The sequence below is a fragment of the Labrys wisconsinensis genome (assembly GCF_030814995.1).
Classification (GTDB): Bacteria; Pseudomonadota; Alphaproteobacteria; order Rhizobiales; family Labraceae; genus Labrys; species Labrys wisconsinensis.
On the sequence record NZ_JAUSVX010000006.1, the window covers coordinates 287,227 to 310,722 of the forward strand.

The following is a 23,496-nucleotide window of genomic DNA, read 5'->3' on the forward strand; positions in this document are numbered from 1 at the left end:
ACCGCGGACGAGCGCCGAGGCATCGACGACCATCATTCTTCTCCGGAGAGGGCATCATGGAAGGCCTTGTCGGCCGTCAGGCCCGTATCGGGAAGCGCCGCGAAGTCCGCCTGGATCGGCCGCACGCGCTCCCGAAGCGGGACCGCGCGCTGAAGCTCGTGGCGGAGCGCGGTGCGCACGGCTTCGGTCAGGCCCATGCCGGCGCTGCGTGCCGGCTCCCGTGCGAGGCGCTCCGTCTCGGGATCGCGACTACGAAACGGCATCGCGAGGCTCCAGGCCAGCGAGACCAGCCTTCCGGTTTCGCAAGCGATAGGTTGAACTCGCGCGTCGCCTCCGGCCGGGCGGACCATGCGTCGCCGCGACGTCCTCTATCGCGCGCTGCCGGAGCCGGTGGACGGACCATGAGCAGCGGAGAGGCGGAACAGGGAGCCATGGCCGTCGAGCGGACTCACGTTGCCGGACAGGCGCAGGCAGTGCCAGGCGAGGGCCTGATTGCTGGAGATCACGGGAATCTGCAGTCGCTGCTCGAGTGCCTCGACGACCGGCGATGTCCGAAGGCCCGTGCAGGAGACGAACAGGGCGTCGACGTCGCCCGCATCCTCGACGCAGGATTGGCCGGCCTCGAGCAGGCTTCGCGCCGAAACGCGGTTCATGTCGAGGTCGCCCGAGAGATCGAAGGTGGTGCGGGCCCGCACGCCGATGCCCTGCTCCTGGAAGAAGCGGTCGACGAGGGCGGCCGTCGGCGGCCGGTAGGGGGTCAGCAGGGCGATCCTGGACGCGTTGAACGCCCGCAGCGCCTGAACGCCCGCCTCGATCGGCGTGCTGATCGGCACGCCCGGCCGGCCGGAGGCGATGGCAGCGTGGACCTCGGCCACGCCGATGGCGACCGTGCCCGAGGTGCAGCTGAAGGCGACGGCATCGAGCCGCGAGCTCGGCAGCAGCGTCGAGGCGGCGTCGCCGAGATGATGGCGCATGGCCGCGAGCGTCTCCGGCGTCACCTCGGCGGCCATGGCGAGCCGGGTGGAGAAGATGCCGACACCGGGCAGGTCCGACAGGAAACGGCCGAGGTCCCAGACGCTCGCCCGGTCCTCGGCGAGCGCGATGACGCCGATCGACAGGCCATCGCCGACGCCCGCGTCGAAGCTGGCCCGGAATCGCGTCCATTCAGCGTGGTTATCGGCCATGTCGCTCGCCGGCTCCCTCGATCGGTCGCTGCCCGTGCCGTCCGCAACGATCCGTCCCGGCCCGCAGGCCGGGCACGGTCGTCACGGCCCGTCCTTCCATCGCGCCGCGATCACCCGCTTGATCGTTTCCAGCAGGACCGCGGCGCCGTTGACCACGGCGCGGGGCTCGCTGAATTCCTCGGGGTGATGGCTGACGCCGCCCCGGCTCGCCACGAAGATCATGCCGGTCGGCACCAGCTCCGCGAAGTTCGACGCATCGTGGCTGGCGCCGGAGGGCATCACCGTGAACTTGAAATCCAGCTCGCTGCAGACGCCGGCGATGAGGTCGATCATGTCGGGCGCCATGTGGCTCGGTTTGTCCGCCCCGAGATGCCGCTTCTCGAGGGTGAGAGCGTGACGAGCCGCGGCAAGATCGAACGCGCTGTCCACCGCGGCCCGCAACTGTCTCATATCCTGCGCGCGGGCCGCGCGCACCTCGCTGACGGCGCGCGCGCCTCCCGGCACGACGTTGCTGGCGCCGGGCACGAATTCGAGAGCGCCGAAGGTGAGCCGGCTCTCCGGCGCGCCCCGCTGCTCCTGCGCGGCGAACACCGCCGTGATCGCCTCGCACGCCGCGCGTCCGGCATCCCGCCGCTCGTCCATGGGCGTGGTTCCGGCATGGCGGGACTGGCCCTTCAGCACATATTCGGCGATGTCGACGCCGATGATCGATCCGACGATGCCGACATCGAGGCCCTTGGCCTCGAGGACGGGCCCCTGCTCGATGTGCAGCTCGAGATAGCTGTCGAAGGCACGGGGCCGCCGTTCCGCCCTGGCCAGATTGGCCATGGAGAGGCCGACACGCTGCATGGCGCCGGCCAGGGGCTCGCCGTCCCGGCCCTTGGCCGTCCCGGCTTCCTCCGCGCTCAGCCCGCCCGTCATCGCACGGGAGCCGAGCATGCTGAGATAGGCGCCCTCCTCGTCGCAGAACGCCACGACCTCCAGCGCCTTGCCGATATCGGCGCCGGTCTCGACCAGGACCCGCGCACATTCGAGGGCGGCGATGACGCCCAGGCTGCCGTCGAAGGCGCCGCCGCCGGGCACGGTGTCGATATGCGATCCGCAGACCAGCGCCGGCCATTCGTCCGGGCCGAGCCGGCCGATGACGTTGCCGGCATCGTCGACGCGGGCCCGCAGGCCCGCATGCGTCATCCTGGCGACCAGCCATTCGCTGGCTTGGGCGTGCGCCGCCGAGAAGGCCGGCCGGTCGATGCCCCCCGCCGGGAGGGCACCGAACGACGCGAGCTTGCTCAGGTCGTCGAGCAGGCGCTCGCAGTTGATCTTGGCCGAGCGCAAGATCGTTCAGCCCTTGATCACGATGTCGCGCGGCAGGGCGGACAGCCGCTCGCAGCCGGTCTCGGTCACCACGATCGTCTCCGAGAAGCCGATGCCGTACTCGCGGTATTTCAGGCACAGAGGCGGCATATGGAAGGTCATGCCCGGCTGGAGCACGCGCGGCTCGTTCTGCTGCAGGGAAATGATCTCGCCTTCGCCCCAGTCCGGCGGGTAGTTCACGCCGATGCTGTAGCCGAGGCGGTTGCGGTGGTATTCGGCGAAGCCGGCCTTGGTCGTCTCCCGCCGGGCCGCGCTGTCGGCATCGTGCGAGGTGACGCCCGGACGGATGAACGCCAGCGCCGCGTCGACGGCGCCGATGCAGGCTTCGGCCGCCCTGACCCACTCGTCCTTCGGCTTGCCCACGAAGATCGTGCGCATCAGGGCTGCGGCGTAGCGCCGTTGCGAGGCCGAGATCTCGAAATACACGAGATCGTTCGCCGCCAGCGCATCGCCGCCACCGGTCTGGTGGGGCAGGCTGCTCCGGGCTCCCGCCAGCACGAAGGGCGGCAGGCCCATATATTCGCCGCCCTCCTCGAAGATGGTCTTGTTGACGACGGCGTTGACATGGTCCGCCGTCACGCCAGGGCGGGACGCCTCGTAGCCCGCGAGCGTCGCCTTGTCGACGATCGCCGCCGAGCGCCGCATCACGGCGACCTCCTCGGCCGACTTGATCATCCGTGCGTTCCACAGGATCTCGCTCGCGTCCACGAACGCGTTCTCCGGGAGGCTGCGCGCGAGCGTCTCGTGCTCGTCGACGGTGTAGAAGAACGCCTTCTTCTCGACGCCGATGCGCTTGCCGGCCGCGAGGCCGAGCTGCGCCAGCACGTTCGCCGTGACGCTCGGGGCGTGGTCCCAGTCGTAGACCTTGGCGAGCTTGGTGCTCCAGGCGAATTCGGGCGAGTTGATCCACTCGAAGTCGCGAACCAGGAAGACCGGCTCGCCGTTCCGCGGGACGACGACGCAGTGATAGCGGTAATAGCCGGGCGTCTCGTAACCGCTGAAATAGGTGATGTTCTCCGGGCCGCGGATCAGCAGCGCATCCAGCCCCTGTTCCGCCATCGCCGCCTGGATGGCGTCATAGCGGCGCACATATTCCTCCGGCGAGAACGCGAGACGGTCGTGCAGAAGCATCGGAAGGTCGAAGCCATCCTCCGTTCGCCGCGACGACTTCTGAAACGTCACGTGGCTGGTGTGTCTGTCGATATCGATTATGTCGCGATCACGTTCGATGGCCATCTTCTATTCCTTGGATGACTGTCTTTGAGCAGTCGCCGGCAAGTGCTGGCCCGATGACGCTAGCGACGTTGTATTTTGGGAAAAATTGTATTCTGCTCGATCTCACCTGTTGCTTTTTCAAAGTGAGGACGCTCGATGCGGCGGCTGATGGACATCGATCTGCGCCTGCTGAGGGTGTTCGTCGCGGTGGCGGAGGGCGGCGGGTACACCGCCGCCCAATCGACGCTGAACATCAGCAGCTCGACCATCAGCCTGCACATGTCCGACCTGGAGAAGCGGATCGGCTTTCGCCTGTGCGAACGGGGGCGGCACGGCTTCAGCCTCACCGAGCGGGGCAAGGTGGCCTATGACGAGATCCGGCGCATCCTCGGATCGCTCGACGACTTCACGGGCCGCATGGCCGAATTGAGGAAGCGCCTGGCGGGAAAGCTCCATCTCGGCATGGTGGATTGCCTGTCCACCCATCCGAATTTCCCGCTGGTCACGGTCATCCGCCGGTTCAACGAGCTGGACAACGACGTCCATATCGAGCTCGCCGTCGCGCCGCGCGCCGACATCGAGCGCGCGGTCCTGGGAGGGCATCTCCATGCCGGCATCGTCCCCTTCATCCGCACGATCAACGGGCTCGACTTTCGCCCGGTGCTGCGCGAGCGGCACCAGCTGTTCTGCGGCGTCGGCCATCCCCTGTTCGGCCTCGGCGAAAGCAGCGTTCCGGCGCACGAGATCACCGAGCACGATTTCGTGCTTCGCGCCTACACCGAGCAGTTCGATCTCAGCCGCTTCCCGCGGGCACGGGCATCCGCCACGGTGTTCAGCATGGAGGCCATGCTGATCCTGCTGCTGTCCGGAGGATATCTCGGCCTGCTTCCCGATCACGTCGCACGGGAATGGGTCGATCGCGGCAAGCTGAGCCGGGTACCTTCCGACGATTTCGAATATGATTCACGCCACATGCTCATCACGTCGACGTCGGCCAAGTCTCCGGCGGCGATCAATGTCTTCCTGTCGATCCTGGATGAGACGATCGCCGGGACGGGATCGGCGCAGACAATGACGGGGTGAGATCCAAGATCGGATCGACCCGCCGCGGCCCAGCCTCGTCGCGCTCCGGCGCCCACGTGCCTGCTGCAGGCCGGCGGCAGACCTCGTCATCGCCCGCGGCTCGGGGAATAGCCCTCACTTTGATGAATCCTAAAACATGGATTGAATGAACCTTATTTTCTCAAGTCTGCCGCCCGTGAAAGTGTTCTGGCGACGGGGCGGAGATGCGACCAATGCCAGAGGAGAGACCTTCCATAGAATTTCGCGACGTGTCGAAGCTCTATGGCGCCCTCGCGGTCCTCAAGGACTTGAATCTGCAAGTAACGCACGGTGAGAAGATCGCCTTGATCGGCCCCAGCGGGTCGGGAAAGACCACCATACTCCGCATCCTCATGACCCTCGAAGCCATCCAGAACGGCACGGTCTGGGTCGACGGCGAGCCTCTCTGGCACATGAGCGGGAAAAGCGGCCTGGTCCCGGCCTCGGAGCGCCATCTCCATCACATGCGGCGCCGGATCGGGATGGTCTTCCAGCACTTCAATCTGTTCCCGCACATGAGCGCGCTGGAGAACGTCGCCCAGCCGCCGCGGATCGTGCTGGGCCTCTCGCGCGAGGAGGCCGAGGAACGGGCGCAGGGCCTGCTGCGTCTCGTCGGGCTTGCGGACAAGGGCGCCAACTATCCCTCGCAGCTCTCCGGGGGCCAGAAGCAGCGTGTCGCCATTGCCCGCGCCCTGGCGATGAAGCCGGAGATCCTGCTCTTCGACGAGCCGACCTCGGCGCTCGATCCGGAGCTGGTCGAAGAGGTCCTCGCCGTCCTGCGCGAGATCGCCCACGGCAGCGCGATGACATGCCTGCTCGTCACCCACGAAATGAGCTTCGCTCGGGAAATATCGGACCGCATCCTCTTCCTGGACGGCGGCCGCATCGTCGAAGAAGGAAAGCCCGACGAAATATTCTCCGAGCCGAGGGAAGAGAGAACCCGGCTCTTTCTCAAGAAGATCATCGCAGCCGGGCATCGGTTGAACTGAAAAAACCATTCCAGAACCAGAGGGAAAAATGTCGAAAGCTCGTCGGATCTGTCGAGCGGCTGGGAAGGCCGCCATCGTCCTCACCGCAACCGCCTGCCTCGCCTTGCCCGCCCAGGCGGATGAGGCGCTCGATCGCCTCCAGAAGGCCGGCACCGTGACGATCGGCCTGGCGCAGGAGCCGCCTTACACCATCCTTTCGCCCGGCGGCGAGCCGAGCGGCGCGGCGGTCGACGTCGCCCGCGCGGTCTTCGCCAAGCTGAAGGTCGGGAAGGTCTCGGCCGACGTCGTCGACTGGGGCGCCCTCATCCCCGGCCTGCAGGCCCGGCGCTTCGACATCGTCTCGACCGGCCTGATCATCAAGCCCCAGCGCTGCGCCGCGATCCGCTTCTCCGAGCCGGACCTGTGCACCACGGAAGGCTTCGCGGTGCGCAAGGGCAATCCGCACGCCCTCACCACCTATCAGGACCTGGTGAAGTCCGACGTCCGCGTCGCGGTCTGCGGCGGCTGTGCCGAGCAGAAGCGGGCCCTCGACCTCGGCGTGCCGAACGACCGGCTCATCATCGCGACGGACGCCTTCAACGCGATCTCCATGCTGCAGGCCGGGCGCGTCGACGTCGTGGCCTGGCCGGACCTCACCCTCTCCGCCACGCTCGACAAGATCGGCGACGCCGGCCTCGAGGTGGTGGCCCCGATCAAGGGAGAACCGATCAGCTGCGCCGCCACTGCCTTCAACCGCGAAGACCGCGAGCTTCGCGATGCCTATGATGCCGCACTCGCCGAGCTGAAGAAGAGCGGCGAGTTCGCCAAGATCGTCGAGCCCTACGGCTTCAACGCCGCGCTCGCCATTGGTGCGTCCCGCGACGAGATCTGCCAGGCCAAGAACTGACCATCCCCACCGCACGCCAGCGCGACGCCACGGGCGTCGCGCCTCGACAGATTCGGCGGGAGATGTGCCATGGACCAGCTGCCCCTCTACATCGCAATGGCCCTGAGCGGGGCCTGGGTCACCATCAAGATAACCCTCGCCGCTTCGCTGATCGCGATCCTCATCGCGCTGGTGACCGGCATCGCCCGTACATCGAAGCGCCTCTCCGTGCGCCTGCTGCCGACGCTCTTCGTCGAGCTGTTTCGCGGGACGTCCTGCTACGTCCAGCTCTTCTGGGCCTTCTTCGCCCTGCCGTTCGTCGGCATCAGCCTCAGCCCGTTCGTGGCCTCGGTCTGCGTGCTCGGCGCCAATGTCGGCAGCTACGGCTCGGAAGTCGTGCGCGGGGCGATCCAGTGCGTGCCGCGGGGGCAGACCGAGGCGACGCTCGCGCTCAACTTCACGCCCTTCCAGAGGTTTCGGCACGTGATCTTCCCGCAGGCGCTCGTCGCCATGCTGCCGCCGGGAGGCAATCTGCTGATCGACCTCCTCAAGCTCACGCCGCTGACGTCCCTCATCACCATGTCCGACCTGACCTACAACGCCCTGGCCGTGCGCCAGCAGACCGGAAGCACTTTCGTGACCCTGATGGTCATCCTCGTCGGCTACTTCCTCCTGTCGTCGGTCATCGCCTGGGTCGTGCGCCGCGTCGAGCGGCGCGCTGCGCGCGGCCAGGACCTCTTCGCGAGGCCCGCATGAGCTGGGACTGGTCCTTCGCCCTCGAAAGCATTCCGCAGATCATGCTGGGCCTGCGCCTCACCGTGCTGGCCACCGTGCTCGGGTCGATGCTCGCCCTCGCGATCGGCCTTGCCTTCGCCCTGGCGGCGCGCTCGACCTCGGGCTGGCTGCGGCGCGGCGCGCGCGGCATGTCGGAATTCATCCGCCGCACGCCCCTGCTGGTGCAGCTCTACCTCATCTATTTCGCCCTGCCGTCCCTCGGGGTGAGCCTCCCGGCTCTCCTGTGCGGCGTGCTGGCGCTCGGCCTGCACACCGGCGCCTATCTCTCCGAAGTCTATCGCGCCGGCATCGAAAGCGTGCCGCGCGGCCAATGGGAAGCCTGCGTCGCCTTGAACTATGGCCGGGTCCAGACCTGGCTGAAGATCATCCTGCCGCAGGCGATCCCGCCCATGATCCCCGCCATCGGCAATTACGTGATCCTGATGTTCAAGGATTCTGCCTTGCTCTCCATCATTGCCGTCCCCGAGATGATGAGCATGGGACGCAACATCGGAAACTCCAGCTACCGCTACCTCGAGCCGCTCACCATCGTCGCCGTGCTCTACCTCATCCTGAGCCTGGTGGCGGCCGTCCTCGTCCGCCTGGTCGAGCGGCGCTCCGGCCTTGCGAGGCTCGCGGCATGACCGGCACGATCGTCGTCTGCGTCGAGGACCTGCGGGCGTTCATGATCGCCCTGCTCATGGGCGCGGGGGCCTCCGCGGAGAGCGCCGCCGATGCGGCGGACGTGCACGTGGATGCCGATCTGCGCGGCGTGGGAGTCCAGGGCTTCGACTATCTCCCCTACACGTTGAAGAGCCTGGAGCGGGGCCTGATCGACGGAGCCGCCAGGCCCGAGATCGTCCGGGAAAGCGCGGCCACCGCGCTCATCGACGGTCGTCGCGGGTTCGGACAGTCCGCGGCCATCGCCGGCGCCGATCTCGCGGTGCGCCTGGCGAGCGCCAGCGGCACCGCCACCGTCGCGATCCGCAACTCGACCGACATCTTCATGCTGGCCTTCTATGCCGAGCGCATCGCGCGCGCCGGCAAGGTCGGCATGGTCTTCACCTCGGGCCCGCCGCTCGTGCACCCGCCGGGCGGCATGGAAAAGCTGCTGAGCACCAATCCGCTGGCAATGGCCTTTCCGCGCGCGGGCGGGGAGCCCTTCGTCTTCGACATGGCGACGAGCGCGCTCGCCAGCTCGCGCGTCCGGCAGGCAGCCTATGACGGCACGCCCTTGCCCGAGGGATCCGGCATCGGCCCGGACGGCCGGCCGACGACCGATGCCGCAGCGGTGCGGCTGGGGGCGATCAGCCCGCTCGCCGGGCACAAGGGCTTCGGCCTCGCCCTCTGCATCGGCCTGCTCAGCGGTCCGCTCACCGGCAGCGGCGTCGGGCCGGAGCTCGCCGGCTGGCAGGGCCAATCCGGCGAGACGCGCTCCCAGGGCCATCTCATCCTGGCGATCGACCCGGCCGCGTTCGGCGACGCCGCCACCTTTCGCGACCGGACGGACTGGTATCTCGACGTCATCCGCAAGTCCCGCAGCGCGCCGGGATCGGAGGGGATCCGCATCCCGGGGGAGCGAGCCGCCCGCGCCCGCCGCCGGTCACGCCGGGAGGGCGTGCGGATCCTCTCGGCGAGCTGGCACAACGTCGAACCGTTCGCGCGCAGATACGGCGTCGCGCCGCCGGGCGCCTTCCCGCCGGGAGAGACAGCATGAGCCATGCCTTGAGCGACGGCGCCATCGAGCGCGCCGCCATGATCCTCGCCTCGGCGCGGCACGATCACCGCACCGTCGCCTTGCCGCCGGACGTGCGGCCGGGCACGGTCGAGGAGGCCTATGCCATCCAGGACCGGCTCGCGGCCCGGCTGGGGTGGGAGACGGGCGGGTGGTTCTGCGGCTGCACCAACGAGGCGATCCAGCGCCAGCTCGGCCTGAGCGAGCCCTATTGCGCCCGCGTCTTCAGGCACCTGGTGTTCCCGGACGCGGCGATCGTCGACACCGCTGCGTTTCCGCCGATCGTGATCGAGTGCGAGTTCGCGTTCGTGCTGGGACGGGACCTGCCGGCGCGGCCGGAACCTTATTCGCAGGCGGAGGTCGAGGCCGCCGTCGCCGCCGTGCGTCCGGCCATCGAGGTCGTCGCCGGCCATCTGGAGGACTGGCAGAGCCAGCCGCCCTGCTCGATCATCGCCGACAACGGCGTCGATGGCGCGCTCGTCTGCGGGCCCTCGACGCCCTGGCCGGCGCACGATCTCTCCCGTGTCGCGGTCGAGCTTCTCGTCGACGGCCGGACGGTTCAATCCGGCACGGGCGCGAACGTGATGGGAAATCCCATCCATGCCCTGGTCTGGCTCGCCAACGCGCAGCGGCGGCGCGGATACGGACTGCGCGCCGGACATGTCCACAACACCGGCACCGCCACGCTCATGCAGCCGGTCGGCCCCGGCCAGACGGCCGTTGCCCGCTTCGGCCCGCTCGGGCAGGTCACGGCGTCGTTCCGGTGAACGCGATGGAGTCCACGAACCCCGATCTCGGGTCGCGCATCGAGACCGATGCGCTCGGTGCGCTGGAGCTGCCGGCGGACAGTCTCGTCGGCATTCAGACCCGGCGGGCGGTCGGCAACTTTGCGATCTCCGGCTTGCCGATCCGCCAGCATCCCGATCTCATCCGCGCTCTCGCCATGGTGAAGCGCGCCGCCGCGACCGCCAATCTGCGCCTCGGGCTGCTGGACGAGAGGGTGGGGGCGGCCATCATCGCCGCCTGCGACGCCGTCATCGCCGGGGCCCATCACGAAGCCTTCGTCGTCGACGTCTTCCAGGGCGGCGCCGGCACGTCGACCAACATGAACATGAACGAGGTGATCGCCAATCTGGCGCTCGACCGGCTCGGCGCGCCGCGCGGCTCCTACGACATCGTCAGTCCGCACGATCACGTCAATCGCTCGCAATCCACCAACGACGTCTACCCCACCGCCGCCCGCCTCTCCCTGCTCTTCGCCCACGAGCGGTTCGCTGCCGATCTGTCCGGGCTGGCGCAGGCGTTCCGCGCGAAGGCCGCGCTGTTCCAGGGCGTGCGCAAGCTCGGCCGCACCCAGCTCCAGGATGCCGTGGCCATGACCGTCGGACAGGAGTTCGGTGCGTTCGCAACCGCGCTGCAGGAGGACGTGGCGCGAAGCGCAGAGATCGCGCGGCTCTTCCTGGAGATCAATCTCGGCGGCACCGCGATCGGAACCGGCCTCAACGCACCCCCTGCCTATGCCGGGATCGCGATTGCGGCGCTGTCGAAGCTCAGCGGTTTCGAGATGCGGGCGGCCGAGAACCTGATCGAAGCCAGCTGGGACATGGGCGCCTTCGTCCTGTTCTCCGGGATGCTGAAGCGAACCGCGGTCAAGCTCTCGAAGATCGCCAACGATCTGCGGTTGCTCGGCAGCGGTCCTCGCGGCGGGCTGGGCGAGATCCGGCTGCCGGCGCTGCAGCCGGGCTCCTCCATGATGCCGGGCAAGGTCAATCCCGTGCTGCCGGAGGTCGTCAGCCAGGTCTGCTTCCAGGTTATCGGCAACGACCTCGCGGTCACCCTCGCGGCGGAAGCCGGCCAGCTGCAGCTCAACGCCATGGAGCCCCTGATCGTCCATGATCTGCACCAGGGCCTGGCGCTGCTCTCGTCCACCATGCGCGCCTTCTCCCGCCTGTGCGTCGAGGGAATCGAGGTGGACGGCGCCAAGTGCGACGAGCACCTGAACCGCAGCCTGTCGTCGGCGACCTCTCTCGTTCCGCTGATCGGCTATGAGAAGGCCGCCGAGCTCGCCAAGCGAGCCCTCGCGGAGGGCAGGACCATCGAGGACCTCGCGGCCGCCGAGCTCGGCGTCCCGTCGCGGTGACGCCGCGCGTCAGACGGTTTCCGTGTCCTTGATCTCGATGCCGAAGCCGGCGAGGCCGACATAGGTGCGCGCCTTGGTCGACAGGAGGCGGATCGAGGAGATGCCGAGATCGCGCAGGATCTGGGCACCGAGCCCGACTTCGCGCCATTGCTGGCTGCGCAGCGCTTCCGAGCCCGCCTCGCCGCCGTGCGGCATCGTCGGCACGCCGACGGCGCCGTCGCGGAGATAGACGATGACGCCGCGTCCGGCCTCCTTGAACCGCGCCAGCGCGGCGCGGATGGTGGCGCCGCCGCCGAAGACGTCGCCGACCACGTCGGCCCGATGCAGGCGGGTCGGCACGTTCTCGCCGTCGCCGACGCGGCCATAGACGAAGGCGAGGTGGTGCACGCTGTCGAAGGGCGTGGTGTAGGCATGCGCCGTCAGCGGACCGATCTCGCTGTCGAGCGTGAAGGTGGCGATGCGCTCGACCAGCTTCTCGCGGGCCTGGCGATAGGCGATGAGGTCGGCGATCGACACGGTCTGCAGGCCGTGCTGCTCGGCGAAGGCCGCCACTTCCGGTCCGCGCTTCACCGTGCCGTCGTCATTGGCGAGCTCGCAGATCGCCGCCACCGGCGGCAGGCCGGCGAGGCGGCACAGGTCGACCGCCGCCTCGGTATGGCCGGAGCGGATCAGCACGCCGCCGTCCTTGGCGATCAGCGGGAAGATATGGCCCGGCCGCACGAAGTCGCCGGCGCCCATGTTGCCGTTGGCCAGCGCCCGGATGGTGTTGGAGCGCTGCTCGGCCGAGATGCCGGTGGTGAGGCCGTGCTTGACGTCGATCGAGACGGTGAAGGCGGTGCCGAGTGGCGCATCGTTCTGCGACACCATCGGGTCGAGGCGCAGGCGCTTGGCCTCGTCCGCCGTCAGCGGCGCGCAGACGATGCCGCAGGTGTTGCGGATGATGAAGGCGAGCTTTTCCGGCGTGCAATGGGTCGCCGCGATGATCAGGTCGCCCTCGTTCTCGCGATCGTCGTCATCGGTCACCACCACGATCTCGCCGCGGGCGAAGGCCTCGATCGCGGCCTGGATCTTGTGCATCGACATGGCGATCTCCGAAGCGGGGCGGGAGGCGAGCCCGAGAAAGTCGTTGGGGGTCACCTGGCCGCCGGTCGCAGAGGCGATCCTCTCCGCGCTTTCGCGCGAGATCCAGGCATCGGCGTCGTTGCACAGCGCGGTGATGCTGGCCGGCGACAGGCCCACCGTCTTGGCGAAGGCGCTGCGCGGCGTGCCGTTGTTGCGGAGCCAGGTGTCGAGCTTCATGCCCGCAGCCTAGGCCGAGCAGATTTCAGTTTCAATGAAAATTTGTGCCGAAAGGCGCAGATTTTTAGCTATAGTGAAGCGTGGGCCAGCCAGGCGCCGAGCGCGACGCCGCAGCACAGGCCGAGCGCAAAGGCCATGCCGATAAGCCACTCGGCCCCGTGCCAACGGCTCTTCGCCGTGCTGGCCCTGAGCTTCAGCAGGATCGAAAGCGGCAGGGGCTCGTCCGCCACCGGGTTGAGGGCGGCCCGCAGCGACTCGGCCTGCCGCCGCCAATTGGCGGCGCGGGCGCTGCCCGCCGGGTCCTTGTCCAGGATCGCCTTGGTCTCGCGCTCGGCACGGGCATTCAGCCGCCCGTCGACATAGGCGTTGAACGTCGCGTCGGGGATGCGCGGCGCGGTCACTTCACCAGCCGCAGCACCACCCGCCGCTCGCCGTCGGCGACGCGGGCCAGCGCTTCGCGCGCCTGCGTCAGGCGCTTGACGAACACGTCGGTCGACATTTTCAGCACCGCCGCCGCGTCCTCGTAAGGCATCTGCTCGACCAGGGCGAGCGCCAGCACCTCGCGCTCGGCCAGCGAGAGCTGCTCCAGGGCGCGCAGGATATCGGGCTGCGGATGGGCCACGTGCTGGGAGCGCGGCATCCGGTACGCCAACTCGGCATCGCGGGCCCGGCGCTGGGCGACCAGCACCGCGAACAATTCCAGGATCGTGGCGGAATGGCCTTCGACGATCGCCAATGTTTCGAGCACCAGCGCGTCGGCGCTTTCCGAATCATGCACAAGAGCGCGCGCCAGCCGCCGCAGACGGCGCGTGGCGATTTCCTCTTGCCGGCTCATGGACCTCCTCCGAGCACGTCGACCGTTTTAAGGCAGTCTATGCCTGGAGCTGCGGGTCGCCAAGGGCGTCCTGGCCTTTTTCTTGCATTATTCACCCTCCCGGCAATGCCACCAGGCCGGTGAGCAGCGTGAGGCCGAAGGCGAGCACGGCCAGCGCCGCGAACACCTCGAGCGAGCGCAGCGCCAGGGCGGCGCCGAAGCTGCCGGGCGCCGCCAGCCGCACCGCGGCGCCCTTGGCGGTCACGGCCAGGGTCGCGATCAGCGACACCGTCACGGCCGTGCCGAGCGCCATGGCGAAGGTCGAGGCGATGCCGGCGATGAACACGCCCTGGGCCAGCGCGAACACCAGGACGATGATGGCGCCGGTGCAGGGCCTGACGCCGATGGCGAACACCGTGCCGGCCGCGCTGCGCAGCGACCAGGGCTGGCGCGCATCGGGGATCGGCGCATGGACATGGCCGCACTCGGCGTCGTGGACATGGGCGAGGTCCGGGCCGGCCCAGCCGAGGCGCTGGCCGAGCAGTGCCCAGAGGCCGCGGCCCTTGCGCCATAGCAGCCAGAGCCCCACGCCCACCATCAGCGCATAGGAGGCGCGTTCCAGCGTCAGGGCCACGTCGTCCATCGCCTGCGCCGTGGCGCCCAGCACCATGGCGAGAATGGTGACGAGCACAATCGCCGAGAGGGCCTGCACCAGTGCCGCGGCGAAGGAGAGCATGATGCCCTTCTTCAGCGTCTCGCCGCTGGCGAAGAGATAGGCCGAGATCACCGCCTTGCCGTGGCCGGGGCCGGCGGCGTGGAAGACGCCATAGGCCAGGCTCAGCCCCATCAGCATCCAGGCGGCCGTGCCGTTCTCCTTCCAGGCGCGGATCGCGGCCGAGAGCAGCTTGTAGAACCGGCTCTGCTCGGTCATCACCCAGACGACGAAGGCGTTGGACGGGGCGGCGATCGGCGCATCCGGCCGCCCGACGCCGAAGGGGATCGGCGTCTGCGCCAGCGCGTGGCCGGCGAAGGCGGCCAGGCAGAGAAGGGCGAGGAGGAGCGCGAGGCCGGGCCGCGCGCCTTGGACCAGCAAGACCGTATGCGAAACTTTCCCCTGGCGCCCGTCCGGCATCCCCCCGGCCATCGCCCCATCCGGCATCGGCACGGCGGTCACGGACAATTGACCAGGATATGGTTGGCGAACTGGGCCCCGAAGGTCGGGTTCGCGGCGCTGAAGTCGGCCTGGTCGAGCGCCAGGGCCTGCGCCTGCTGATCCGCCGTCAGCTGCTGCGGGCGCACCACGTTGAGGGCGCAGGCCGGGCCGCCGCTGATGCTGGCGGGATCCTTGTCGGCCATCTCGAAGTCGACATAGTAGGTGGGATCGTAGACCTCGACCGAGAGCGGCTTCTTCCCCTGCGTCTGCGGCGAGCTCAGCGGCAGATAGAAGTGCAGCGTGAGCAGCTTGTCGGTGAAGTCGAGCCAATAGTCCTGCGGCGGCTTGAACAGGAGCTGCTTACCGCCGAGCTTGGCGAAGGTGAAGTACTGGAAATCCTTGAGCGAATCGACATTGGTCTGCGCCAGCGGCTGCAGCTCCTCGCGCGTCAGCTTGCCGTCGCCATTGGCGTCGAGGCCCTGGGTGGCGAAGGCCGAGAACATGTCGTCGAAGGTCCAGATCTGGCGCACGCCGGCCAGGCGTCCGTCGGTCTGATAGACGATCTCCGTGCGGGAGGTGACGAAGACGTGAGGGTGCGCGTTCGCCGCGGTGGCGAGGCCGATCAGCATCAGGGCCGGGAGCAGGGCGCGCATCTCAGGATCCGGGGCGCCGGCGGGAATCGGCGCGACGGTCAGACATAGGCCGCCGAGTGCGGCGGAAGAATGATCGGCATTCCCGGCCTCAGCGCAGCCACGCCGTGGCTAGGACGCGGAAGCGCTGGCCATCCTCCTGGCGGAACAGCGCCAGCCGGTCGAGCCGCACCGGCCCGGCCGCGCCGGCCGCCTCGGCCCTGGCCTGCAGCCGCGCCGCAGCGGGCGCCGTGTCCTCGATCCGTCCGGTCAGCGACATGTGAAAGCGGAACTCCTCCAGCACCAGGGGATAGCCCCACGTGTCGAGATAGTCGCGCTGGCGCGGGCTCAGCCGCTCCGGGTTGCGCCGCGCCCGGTCCTCGGGCGTGAGCGGGGCGCGGAACGGCTCGAAGCCTTCGAGGATGGCGCGTTCCAGCGCCGCCAGCGCCGACGGCGCCTCGACCGGGGTCAGGGCCAGGAAGCCGCCGCCCTGGGAGGAGGCGATCTCGTGCACGCCGCAGGGCCCGAGGTCGACCGCGGTCCGGCCGGCGGCGAAGCGCTCCAGCGCGGCGAGCAGGGCGTCCTCCCCGTACGGCGCGGCCAGCGCAAACGGCGCCTTCAGCGTGGCATGGAAGCCGTATTTGCGCGGATCGGCCGTCGCAGCCGCCCAGGCCTGCGGGGTGAAGCCCTCCGGCACCCATTGCGGCACGTCTTCGCCGGTCGCGGCGTCATAGCCGAGCACGTCCGAGCCGAAGCGCCACAGCGCGGTGTCGGGGGCGGGAGCGTAGTAGATGGCATAGCGTGTGGGCATGGCACCGGGCGGCCGTGGCGGGGACGGACCGTCGATAGCCCGGCCGCGGGCGGCGGTAAAGCGCCGCCGCCCGCCCCTGGCTCACCGCTCGGCGCCGGCGCGCAGCCGCTGCGTGGCGGCGGGGTCGACCGTGAGGTCGGCCGCGAGCGCCACGCCGTAGACGGCCTCGGCCCGCGCGCGATCGATCCAGCCCTCGCGCACGTCGTGGGCGACGCGCTCGGGGTCGCGCTCGTGCGGACGGCCATAGCCGCCGCCCCCGCAGCTGATCGAGACCATGGCCTCGTCCGCGGCGATCACCACCTCGGCGCAGGCCGGCACCGGCTCGAGCGAGCCGTCGGCGCGGCGGCGGAACTGCGCCGAGAGCGCGCCGGAGAGGCCGCCGCGCACGCCCGCGGCCGCGTTGACATTGCCGTCGCTGACATAGGCCACCGTCATCTCGCCCTCGGTCGGCGAAAACTCGGAATAGGCGCCGAGCGCGCCGCGGAATCGCCCGGCGCCCTCGGTGTCCGGCATCAGCCGCCGCGCATGCACGAAGATCGGGTGGCGCAGCTCGTCGATCTCGATCGAATCCTGGTAGCACATGCCGGCATTGCCGACATGCAGGATGGTCAGCCAGCCGTCGGTGAAGGGCGTGCCCGCCCCGCCGGTGCAGCCGAGATAGACCTCGTTGACATAGGGCACGCCGTGATGGACGCCGGAGACGACGCCGCAGGAGGGCGGGATCAGCGCGCCCGTCTCCGCCTGGCCCAGGCCGTCGGCGAGCTCGGCGATGGCGCATTGCACCGGGTTGGCGACGCGGTCGGCGATGTTGGTCGTCGCCACCGAGCAGGAGGTCGGGTGGCGCGGGCGGCCGACCACGCAGCCTTCGCGCAGATGCACGCGGATGCGCCGGAACGAGCCGGCATTCTTCGGCACGGTATGGTCGATCGAGTTGAAGATGCCGACCATCGGCGCCGACAGGGCGGTGGCTTCCGACAGATTGAGGCCGTTGGGCAGCGAATCCGGATTGTCGGTCATGTCGACCTCGATCAGCGCCTCCGCCGGCTTCACCGCGACGGTCGCCTTGATCGTCACGCCCTCGGCTGCCGTGCCCGGAAAGGGGTCGTGGGTGCTGGTGCGGGTCACCCGGCCCGCCGGCATGGCCCGGATGACGTCCGCCATGCGCTTCTCGCTGTAGTCGAACCATTGGCGCGTGTAGGCGGCGAGCACGTCCCAGCCGATCTCGCGGCCGAGCGCCAGGATCTCGCGCTCGCCGACCCGGGCGGCGCCGAGCGTGGCGAGGTAGTCGCCCCACCACTGGTCCGGCACGCGGATGCGCAACCGGCACATGCGCACGATGTCCATGTTGTGCGCATAGTCCTCCTGGATCTTCACCGCGGGGAAGATCAGCGCGCCCTCGGCATAGACGTCGCGGGCCGCGCCCATATAGGTGGTGGGCAGGGCATTGCCGCAATCGGCCTGGTGCGCCTTGGCCAGCACGGTGAAGCGGTGGACGCCGGCATCGTCGATGACCGGCACCAGGATGGAATGGTCGGCCGGGTGGGTGCAGCCGTGATAGGGCGAATTGTGCAGGAAGGCGTCGCCCCGCCGCAGCACCGGATGGTTCTCCGCCATGGTGCGGGCCATGACGTCCGGCCCGCGCAGCACGTGGATCGGCAGGCTCTCGGCAGTGGCGAGCAATTCGTGCTCGGCGGTCAGCACCACGCAGGAGAAGTCCCGCGCGATGGTGAGGATGCCGGAGCGGCCGGTCCGGTGCAGCGTGTTGGCCATCTTGCGGGCGATGCCCTCGAAGCGGGCGGTGAGGACGGCGAGGCGCGAGCCGTCGAGAATCGCAGCCGTATCGGTCATGGTCGGGCCTTTCTCAAGCGGCGAAGTCGATGATCAGGGTCCCGGACGCATCGCGCAGGGCATTGGCGCCGGGGTCGATGACGATCGAGGTGAAATCGGATTCGACGATCGCCGGCCCGATGATGCGCGTTCCCGCCGGCAGGGCCTCGAAGCGCCAGACGTCGACCTCCAGCCAGTCCGTGCCGGTGAAGCGCACCCGGCGCGGCGCGAGCTTCGCCGAGTCCTGCTTCGGCGTGAGGCGCCCGGGCTCGGGCGAGCCGATGCGGCAGCGCACCTCGGCGTTCCAGCTCACCGCCTCGATCGGCGCCGAGGGGTCGCTGACCGCGAAGATCTCCTGGTGGGTGCGGTGGAAATCCGCCACCAGCGCCTCGAGGTCGGCCGCCGTCTCGAAGCGCGAGCGCCGCAGCGGCACCTCGATCTCCCAGGCCTGGTCGGTGTAGCGGGCCTCGGCGGACCAGTCGATCGTCACCGAGCGGGCCCCGGCGCCCGGTCCGGCGGCAAAGGCGGCGCAGGCCTCCTCCAGCCGCGCCAGCACGCCGTTGATGCGCTCGCGGTCGAAGGCGGCGCTCTCGACATGGGCCATGGCCTGGACATGGGCGGTGAGGTCTGAGATCAGCGCGCCGGCGGCGGCGAGCGCCGCGCCGGTCTCCGGCACGATCACCCGCCGGCAGCCGAGCCGCCGGCCGATGGCTGTGCAGTTGAGCCCGGCCGCGCCGCCGCCGGCGACGAAGGCGGCCTGGGTGGGGTCGATGCCCTGGTTGACGGTGATGTCCATGATCGCCTGCACCATGTGCTCGGTGGCGAGCTCCATGATGGCGGCGGCCGCGGCCTCGACGCTCCTGCCGAGCGGCTCGGCCACGTCGCGGCGGATCGCCTCGACCGCGCCGTCGCGGTCGAGCGCCATGCGGCCGCCGAGGAAGAAGTCGGGGTCGATGAAGCCGAGCACCAGGGCGGCGTCGGTGACGGTCGGCCGCGTGCCGCCGCGCCGGTAGCATACCGGCCCCGGCACGGCGCCGGCGCTCTTGGGCCCGACATGCAGCAGGCCGCCGGCATCGACCCAGGCGATCGAGCCGCCGCCGGCGCCGATGCTCCTGACGTCCACCGAAGGCATGCCGGTCATGTGGCTGCGGAAGGGCTGGCCGAGCCAGGTCTCGCGGCTGCGCGGCACGCGCCCGCGCCGCACCAGCGAGACGTCGAAGGTGGTGCCGCCGGTGTCGCCGACGATCAGCGTCTCGATCGCCTCGCCCGCGCCATAGGCCCTGGCCGCCACCGGCGCCATGCTCGGCCCGGAATTGATCAGGTGCACCGGCGCCTCCGCCACCCCGGCCGCGTCCATCACGCCGCCCTGGGAGGTGACCACCAGCACGCGCCCGCCGAAGCCTGCGGCGCGCAGGCGCTGCTCCAGCCCGCGCATATAGGCGCCCATCACCGGCTTCAGCGAGGCGTCGATCACCGTGGAGGAGGCGCGGCGATATTCCCGGATCGACGGATTGATCCGGTGCGACAGCGTGTAGGGCACGCCGGGCAGGTGCTCCTCGATCAGCCGGCCGACAGCGAGCTCGTGCGCGGGGTTGACGATCGACCAGAGCAGGCAGACGCCGATCGCCTCGACCTCCGCGTGGCGCAGCCGCTCGAGGACGGCGACGACCGCCGCCTCGTCGAGCGGCTTGCGCACCGCGCCGTCGACGGTGATGCGCTCCGGCACCTCGAAGGTGAGCGCCTTGGGCACATAGGGCTCGGTATAGGGGACGGTGAAGTTGAACGGCTCCATCCGGCCGCCCTCGCGGAACACCAGCGTGTCGGGATGGCCCTCCGAGGTGAGGAAGGCGGTCCGTGCGGTGTTGCCGGTGACGATGGCGTTGATGGCGTGGGTGGTGCCGTGCACCAGGATCTCGCCGCGGGCGAGATAGGCCTCCAGCGGCTCGCCGGCCGCCGCGGCGGCGTTGCGCAGGCTGTCGATCACGCCCGCGACCGGATCGGCCGGCGTGGTCGAGGCCTTGTGCAGGCCGAGCGTGCCGTCCTCGTCCGCGACAACCAGATCCGTGAAGGTGCCGCCGGTGTCGACGGCGAAACGAAGACCCATTCCCACTCTCCCCCATCCGAGGTCGGCCGCCGCCGCGGCCCTGGTTTGCTTCACAGGGCGCGGACCGCGACGTCCCGGCGCGCCGCCGCCACCATGGTGTTGCGCAGCGGCCGGCCGAAGGCCGGCACGTCGATCTCGAACCGGTCGCCGGGCCTGGCCTCGATGCCGTGGGCGCAGCTCAGCACCGGCGCGCCGAAGAAGTAGGCATGCAGGTCGCCCGGCCGGCGGAACATGTCGTAGCGGAAGTGATAATGCTCGAGGTTGCGCACCGAATGCGACATGTTGGCTTCGCCGCTGAGGAACTCGCCCTGCCAGAGCGTGCGCCCCTCGCGCAGCACCCGCACGGTGCCCTCGACCGCCTCGGGCAGGGCGCCGGTCAGCAGCTCCGGCCCGATCGAGCAGGCGCGCAGCTTGGAATGGGCGAGATAGAGATAGTTCTGCGCCTCGGTCACCTGGTCGGAGAACTCGTTGCCGAGCGCATAGCCCAGGCGCCAGGGCGTGCCGTCCGGGCCGATCAGGTAGAGGCCGACGATCTCCGCCTCCTCGCCGCCGGCGAGGGCGAAATCCGGCAGGGGGAGCGGCGCCTCCGGCGGCACCACGCAGGTGCCGAGCCCCTTGAAGAACCATTCCGGCTGCACGCCGATCTCGCCCTGCGCCGGCTTGCCGCCGGTGAGCCCCATGCGGAAGATCTTCATCGAATCCGTCATGTCGGCCTCGGGGCCGTGGGCGACCTCGTGCATCTTGTCACGCGCATCGGCGCTGCCGAGATGGGTGAGGCCGGTGCCGGTGATCCAGAAGCGCGCCGGCTCGGGATGGTCGACCGGCGCCAGCAGGCGGCCCTCGGCGAGAATGGTGTCGTAATCGGCCTCCTCGGTGCCGAGCTGGGCGCCCGCCTCCTCGCGCAGCCTCGCGCCCCGCGCGATCGCCGCCTGGGCCAGGGCATGGACGCTGTGCGCGTGCTGGGTGAGCCGCACCGACCGCCCGTCCTCGGAGACGACGCCGGCGCGGCGCTCGCCCGCGGCGGTCGTGAACTGGATGAGACGCATGGATCCTCCGGATGGACGCCCGGCCGGCAGGGACGGGGCGCCGGCCTGCGTCGGCCGGCTTCATGGGAAGGCGATTGTTCTGCTATACAGAACTACGTTCTGTGTTTATACGACTAGATCGGCGCTGCTGGCTTGTCAATCGCCTCTCGGTCATGATCGGGAGCCAGCAGCCGTCACGCGTCGCAGCCGGGAAGACATCATGCCGAAGCCAGACTCCACCTCCGACGAGAAATACGCGCTGCGCAGCGTCGGGCGCGCCCTCGACGTGCTGCAGGCGCTCGGCCGCGGCAGCACCAACGGCATGACCGTGGCCGAGGTCGCCGAAGCCGTCGGCGTCTCCAAGAGCACGGCCTTCGCCCTGCTGCAGGCGCTCATCGGCCGCGGCTTCGTCTCCGACAGCCGCGTCGGCGGGTCGCGCCTCTACCGGCTGGGCATGGCCCTGATCCATCTCGGCGACCGGGCGGTCCAGGAGATCGGCATCAGCCAGGTCGCGACGCCCATCCTCAACCAGCTCGCCGAGGCAACCGGCATGACCGCGCGCCTCGCCATCCTCGACGAGGGCTATGCCGTGGCGATCGCCCGCGTCGACGCGCCGGGCATCTTCCGCCTGGCCTCCTCGCTCGGCCGGCGCGAGCTGCCGCATTGCTCGGCGGTGGGCAAGGCGCTGCTCGCCCGGCTGCCCCAGGACAAGCTGATGCCGCTGCTCCAGGCCATCGGCCTGCCCCGTCGCACCGAGCGCACCCTCGTCGAGCCGGCCCGGCTGATCGAGGACCTCGCCCTCACCAGCTGGCGCGGCTACGCGGTCGACGACGAGGAGGACAATCTCGGCGTGCTCTGCGTCGGCGCGGCCGTCTACGACCGCAACGAGGAGGCGGTGGCCGCGGTCAGCGTCACCACCATCAAGCTCGACCGCGGCGACATCGAGGTCGCCAAGCTCGGCGCCACCGTCCGCGCCCATGCCGACCGGATCAGCCAGCTGATCGGCGGCCCTGCCCATGCGGCCCTGAAGCCGCTGCCGCGCTAGCCGCCGCCCGAGCCATTTCCGACGCCCCTTCCGACGCCGCGCCTCGGGCCCGCCCCGGCGCGGCGTCGCCGTTTTGCGCCGCCACGATCGGCCCGGGGGCGGTTGACAAAGGCGCGGACGACTGCTCATCATATCCGTGTAGCAAAATCAAGTTCTGTATAGCAGAACAAACCAGCCAACGGAGTGGAGCATGTCACGGATCACTGCCGGCCTCGTCGCCGGTCTCGCCTTGGGGTTGGCTGTCGCGGGCGCGGGCCCGCTCGGCGCCGCCGAGAAGACGGTGCCCGAGGGCGCGCTCAGCCGGCAGTTTCCCTGGGGCACGTTCAAGCTGGCGCCGCGCATCGCCGACAAGCTCAGGGCGGGCGAGAAGCCGAACGTGGTGGTCGACATCGAGGGCACCGGCATCCCGATCCAGGGCGCCGAGATGCGCATCGGCATGAAGCGCGGCTGCGACCAGGCCGAGAAGGACGGCATGGCGGCGGAATGCCGGCTCACCGGCCCGGTGACGCCGGACACCGCCAGGCAGCTCTCCGAGCTGGAGACCCTGCTCAACGCCGGCCAGGTCGACTGCCTCGCCATCCAGCCGCCGCTGCCCAACCAGTTCACCGGCATCATCAACAAATATGCCGATGCCGGCGTGCCTGTGTTCACCCTCAACATCGATGCGCCCAAGGCCAAGCGCTTCGCCTTCTACGCCCTGAACGAGAAGCAGGCCGGCACCATCAACGGCCGGGCGACCGCCGAGCTGGTCAAGCAGCGCGGCATCGCGGTCGACCGCATCGCCATGGGCAGCGGCGCGCCCGACCAGCCCTGGGCGCAGGAGCGCATGACCGGCTTCGAGGCCGGCTACAGGCAGGTCTTCCCCGATGCGAAGTTCTTCAACGACGCCAAGCACGGCATCCCGACCGGCAAGAACTTCACCACCCAGGAGGTCCTCAACTCGGTGACGCCTTTCCTGACCGCCAATCCCGACATCACCCTGTTCTTCCACACCGACCAGGGCGTCGAGGGCGTCGGCAACGTCATCCGCAACCTCAACCTCGCCGGCAAGGTGTTCACGTCGGGCTTCAACGTCTCCGGCCCGATCCTCGATTCCATCGCCGCCGGCACCACCCTCGTCACCATCGACCAGGGCTTCGACTACCAGGCGCAGGCCCCGGTCGAGCAATGCGCCCGCTTCCTCGCCAAGGGCGAGGTGCCCGCCGACCCGCTGCAGTACCTCAAGCCCATCGTCATCACCAAGGCCGGCGGCGAGGGCGAGATCACCGTGGACGATGCCAAGGAGAGGCTGCGCCAGGCCTCGAAGTGACGGCCGGCCGATCCGGGGCGGCCATGCCGCCCCGGTCAATTCCCGCATGGCCCGACGCGCCATGCCCGCGCCCGCGACGGCGCCACGCCCACGATCGGAAGGT

The 23,496-nt window shown here is 69.6% G+C and carries 22 protein-coding genes and 1 pseudogene; 10 read left to right on the forward strand and 13 right to left on the reverse strand.

The features are described from left to right. Positions 1–32: 32 nt before the first annotated feature. The 4 genes from QO011_RS18190 to QO011_RS18205 all read right to left on the reverse strand — a co-directional run bounded on the left by QO011_RS18190 (position 33) and on the right by QO011_RS18205 (position 3,689). The gene (locus QO011_RS18190; protein ID WP_307274754.1) at positions 33–350 is read right to left on the reverse strand and encodes a type II toxin-antitoxin system VapB family antitoxin; all 318 of its coding nucleotides are present in this window, start codon (positions 348–350) and stop codon (positions 33–35) included. A gap of 18 nt (positions 351–368) precedes the next feature. Further along, positions 369–1,184 (reverse strand): maleate cis-trans isomerase family protein, encoded by an 816-nt coding sequence (locus QO011_RS18195; RefSeq protein WP_307274756.1) that lies wholly within the window; start codon positions 1,182–1,184, stop codon positions 369–371. 81 nt (positions 1,185–1,265) lie between these two features. Then, on the reverse strand, positions 1,266–2,519 hold the full coding sequence (locus QO011_RS18200) for a Zn-dependent hydrolase (protein ID WP_307274758.1): 1,254 nt from the start codon (positions 2,517–2,519) through the stop codon (positions 1,266–1,268). Between the two features lie 6 nt (positions 2,520–2,525). Beyond that, positions 2,526–3,689, reverse strand: a complete 1,164-nt coding sequence (locus tag QO011_RS18205; protein WP_307274759.1) for a M24 family metallopeptidase — start codon at positions 3,687–3,689, stop codon at positions 2,526–2,528. A gap of 240 nt (positions 3,690–3,929) precedes the next feature. Between QO011_RS18205 and QO011_RS18210 the strand changes: the two genes are divergently transcribed. The 8 genes and pseudogenes from QO011_RS18210 to QO011_RS18245 all read left to right on the forward strand — a co-directional run bounded on the left by QO011_RS18210 (position 3,930) and on the right by QO011_RS18245 (position 11,377). Then, positions 3,930–4,856: a LysR family transcriptional regulator gene (locus QO011_RS18210; protein ID WP_307274760.1), complete on the forward strand. Its 927-nt coding sequence runs from the start codon at positions 3,930–3,932 to the stop codon at positions 4,854–4,856. 212 nt (positions 4,857–5,068) lie between these two features. Beyond that, the gene (gene ehuA / locus QO011_RS18215; protein ID WP_307274762.1) at positions 5,069–5,863 is read left to right on the forward strand and encodes an ectoine/hydroxyectoine ABC transporter ATP-binding protein EhuA; all 795 of its coding nucleotides are present in this window, start codon (positions 5,069–5,071) and stop codon (positions 5,861–5,863) included. A 28-nt stretch (positions 5,864–5,891) separates the two neighbouring features. Further along, complete coding sequence (gene ehuB, locus QO011_RS18220) at positions 5,892–6,749, forward strand: ectoine/hydroxyectoine ABC transporter substrate-binding protein EhuB (RefSeq protein ID WP_307274763.1); 858 nt, start codon at positions 5,892–5,894, stop codon at positions 6,747–6,749. Between the two features lie 81 nt (positions 6,750–6,830). Next, positions 6,831–7,484, forward strand: a pseudogene (ehuC, locus tag QO011_RS18225) (ectoine/hydroxyectoine ABC transporter permease subunit EhuC); the annotation flags it as partial. Next, positions 7,481–8,146 carry an ectoine/hydroxyectoine ABC transporter permease subunit EhuD gene (ehuD, locus tag QO011_RS18230; RefSeq protein WP_307274768.1) on the forward strand — a complete coding sequence of 222 codons (666 nt, stop codon included), beginning with the start codon at positions 7,481–7,483 and terminating at the stop codon, positions 8,144–8,146. The pseudogene ehuC and the gene ehuD, both read left to right, overlap by 4 nt. Continuing rightward, positions 8,143–9,219, forward strand: coding sequence for an Ldh family oxidoreductase (locus QO011_RS18235; protein ID WP_307274770.1), 1,077 nt, complete (start codon positions 8,143–8,145; stop codon positions 9,217–9,219). The genes ehuD and QO011_RS18235 overlap by 4 nt, the downstream gene beginning before the upstream one ends. After that, positions 9,216–10,004 (forward strand): 2-keto-4-pentenoate hydratase, encoded by a 789-nt coding sequence (locus QO011_RS18240; RefSeq protein WP_307274772.1) that lies wholly within the window; start codon positions 9,216–9,218, stop codon positions 10,002–10,004. Before QO011_RS18235 ends, QO011_RS18240 begins: the two co-directional genes overlap by 4 nt. Then, positions 10,001–11,377 carry an aspartate ammonia-lyase gene (locus tag QO011_RS18245; RefSeq protein WP_307274774.1) on the forward strand — a complete coding sequence of 459 codons (1,377 nt, stop codon included), beginning with the start codon at positions 10,001–10,003 and terminating at the stop codon, positions 11,375–11,377. The genes QO011_RS18240 and QO011_RS18245 overlap by 4 nt, the downstream gene beginning before the upstream one ends. 9 nt (positions 11,378–11,386) lie before the next feature. Here QO011_RS18245 and ribB read toward each other — a convergent pair whose 3' ends face one another. The 9 genes from ribB to araD1 form a co-directional block, all read right to left on the reverse strand. Next, the gene (gene ribB / locus QO011_RS18250) at positions 11,387–12,676 is read right to left on the reverse strand and encodes a 3,4-dihydroxy-2-butanone-4-phosphate synthase (protein WP_307274776.1); all 1,290 of its coding nucleotides are present in this window, start codon (positions 12,674–12,676) and stop codon (positions 11,387–11,389) included. Between the two features lie 68 nt (positions 12,677–12,744). Next, entirely contained in the window at positions 12,745–13,077 is a 333-nt protein-coding gene (locus QO011_RS18255; protein ID WP_307274778.1) for an anti-sigma factor family protein, read from the reverse strand. Then, positions 13,074–13,511, reverse strand: a complete 438-nt coding sequence (locus QO011_RS18260) for a sigma factor-like helix-turn-helix DNA-binding protein (RefSeq protein ID WP_307274779.1) — start codon at positions 13,509–13,511, stop codon at positions 13,074–13,076. Before QO011_RS18260 ends, QO011_RS18255 begins: the two co-directional genes overlap by 4 nt. Positions 13,512–13,602: 91 nt before the next feature. After that, complete coding sequence (locus QO011_RS18265) at positions 13,603–14,583, reverse strand: nickel/cobalt transporter (RefSeq protein ID WP_307274782.1); 981 nt, start codon at positions 14,581–14,583, stop codon at positions 13,603–13,605. 77 nt (positions 14,584–14,660) lie between these two features. Continuing rightward, positions 14,661–15,296, reverse strand: a complete 636-nt coding sequence (locus QO011_RS18270; RefSeq protein WP_307274784.1) for a DUF1007 family protein — start codon at positions 15,294–15,296, stop codon at positions 14,661–14,663. A gap of 88 nt (positions 15,297–15,384) precedes the next feature. Then, positions 15,385–16,083 (reverse strand): DUF1045 domain-containing protein, encoded by a 699-nt coding sequence (locus QO011_RS18275; RefSeq protein WP_307274785.1) that lies wholly within the window; start codon positions 16,081–16,083, stop codon positions 15,385–15,387. Between the two features lie 81 nt (positions 16,084–16,164). Beyond that, the gene (locus QO011_RS18280; RefSeq protein WP_307274787.1) at positions 16,165–17,931 is read right to left on the reverse strand and encodes a hydantoinase B/oxoprolinase family protein; all 1,767 of its coding nucleotides are present in this window, start codon (positions 17,929–17,931) and stop codon (positions 16,165–16,167) included. 13 nt (positions 17,932–17,944) lie between these two features. Continuing rightward, positions 17,945–20,014: a hydantoinase/oxoprolinase family protein gene (locus tag QO011_RS18285; protein WP_307274789.1), complete on the reverse strand. Its 2,070-nt coding sequence runs from the start codon at positions 20,012–20,014 to the stop codon at positions 17,945–17,947. A 50-nt stretch (positions 20,015–20,064) separates the two neighbouring features. After that, positions 20,065–21,060 carry an AraD1 family protein gene (gene araD1 / locus QO011_RS18290; RefSeq protein WP_307274790.1) on the reverse strand — a complete coding sequence of 332 codons (996 nt, stop codon included), beginning with the start codon at positions 21,058–21,060 and terminating at the stop codon, positions 20,065–20,067. 199 nt (positions 21,061–21,259) lie between these two features. Between araD1 and QO011_RS18295 the strand changes: the two genes are divergently transcribed. Then, complete coding sequence (locus QO011_RS18295; protein ID WP_307274791.1) at positions 21,260–22,084, forward strand: IclR family transcriptional regulator; 825 nt, start codon at positions 21,260–21,262, stop codon at positions 22,082–22,084. A gap of 190 nt (positions 22,085–22,274) precedes the next feature. After that, positions 22,275–23,393 (forward strand): sugar ABC transporter substrate-binding protein, encoded by a 1,119-nt coding sequence (locus QO011_RS18300; protein WP_307274793.1) that lies wholly within the window; start codon positions 22,275–22,277, stop codon positions 23,391–23,393. Positions 23,394–23,496: the final 103 nt, after the last annotated feature.

Coding starts and splice junctions, on each gene's coding strand:
- QO011_RS18190 (WP_307274754.1), bottom strand. CDS start 350: ATGGTCCGCCCGGCCGGAGGCGACGCGCGAGTTCAACCTATCGCTTGC.
- QO011_RS18195 (WP_307274756.1), bottom strand. CDS start 1,184: ATGGCCGATAACCACGCTGAATGGACGCGATTCCGGGCCAGCTTCGAC.
- QO011_RS18205 (WP_307274759.1), bottom strand. CDS start 3,689: ATGCTTCTGCACGACCGTCTCGCGTTCTCGCCGGAGGAATATGTGCGC.
- QO011_RS18210 (WP_307274760.1), top strand. CDS start 3,930: ATGCGGCGGCTGATGGACATCGATCTGCGCCTGCTGAGGGTGTTCGTC.
- ehuA (WP_307274762.1), top strand. CDS start 5,069: ATGCCAGAGGAGAGACCTTCCATAGAATTTCGCGACGTGTCGAAGCTC.
- ehuB (WP_307274763.1), top strand. CDS start 5,892: ATGTCGAAAGCTCGTCGGATCTGTCGAGCGGCTGGGAAGGCCGCCATC.
- ehuD (WP_307274768.1), top strand. CDS start 7,481: ATGAGCTGGGACTGGTCCTTCGCCCTCGAAAGCATTCCGCAGATCATG.
- QO011_RS18235 (WP_307274770.1), top strand. CDS start 8,143: ATGACCGGCACGATCGTCGTCTGCGTCGAGGACCTGCGGGCGTTCATG.
- QO011_RS18240 (WP_307274772.1), top strand. CDS start 9,216: ATGAGCCATGCCTTGAGCGACGGCGCCATCGAGCGCGCCGCCATGATC.
- ribB (WP_307274776.1), bottom strand. CDS start 12,676: ATGAAGCTCGACACCTGGCTCCGCAACAACGGCACGCCGCGCAGCGCC.
- QO011_RS18260 (WP_307274779.1), bottom strand. CDS start 13,511: ATGAGCCGGCAAGAGGAAATCGCCACGCGCCGTCTGCGGCGGCTGGCG.
- QO011_RS18270 (WP_307274784.1), bottom strand. CDS start 15,296: ATGCGCGCCCTGCTCCCGGCCCTGATGCTGATCGGCCTCGCCACCGCG.
- QO011_RS18275 (WP_307274785.1), bottom strand. CDS start 16,083: ATGCCCACACGCTATGCCATCTACTACGCTCCCGCCCCCGACACCGCG.
- QO011_RS18280 (WP_307274787.1), bottom strand. CDS start 17,931: ATGACCGATACGGCTGCGATTCTCGACGGCTCGCGCCTCGCCGTCCTC.
- QO011_RS18285 (WP_307274789.1), bottom strand. CDS start 20,014: ATGGGTCTTCGTTTCGCCGTCGACACCGGCGGCACCTTCACGGATCTG.
- araD1 (WP_307274790.1), bottom strand. CDS start 21,060: ATGCGTCTCATCCAGTTCACGACCGCCGCGGGCGAGCGCCGCGCCGGC.
- QO011_RS18295 (WP_307274791.1), top strand. CDS start 21,260: ATGCCGAAGCCAGACTCCACCTCCGACGAGAAATACGCGCTGCGCAGC.
- QO011_RS18300 (WP_307274793.1), top strand. CDS start 22,275: ATGTCACGGATCACTGCCGGCCTCGTCGCCGGTCTCGCCTTGGGGTTG.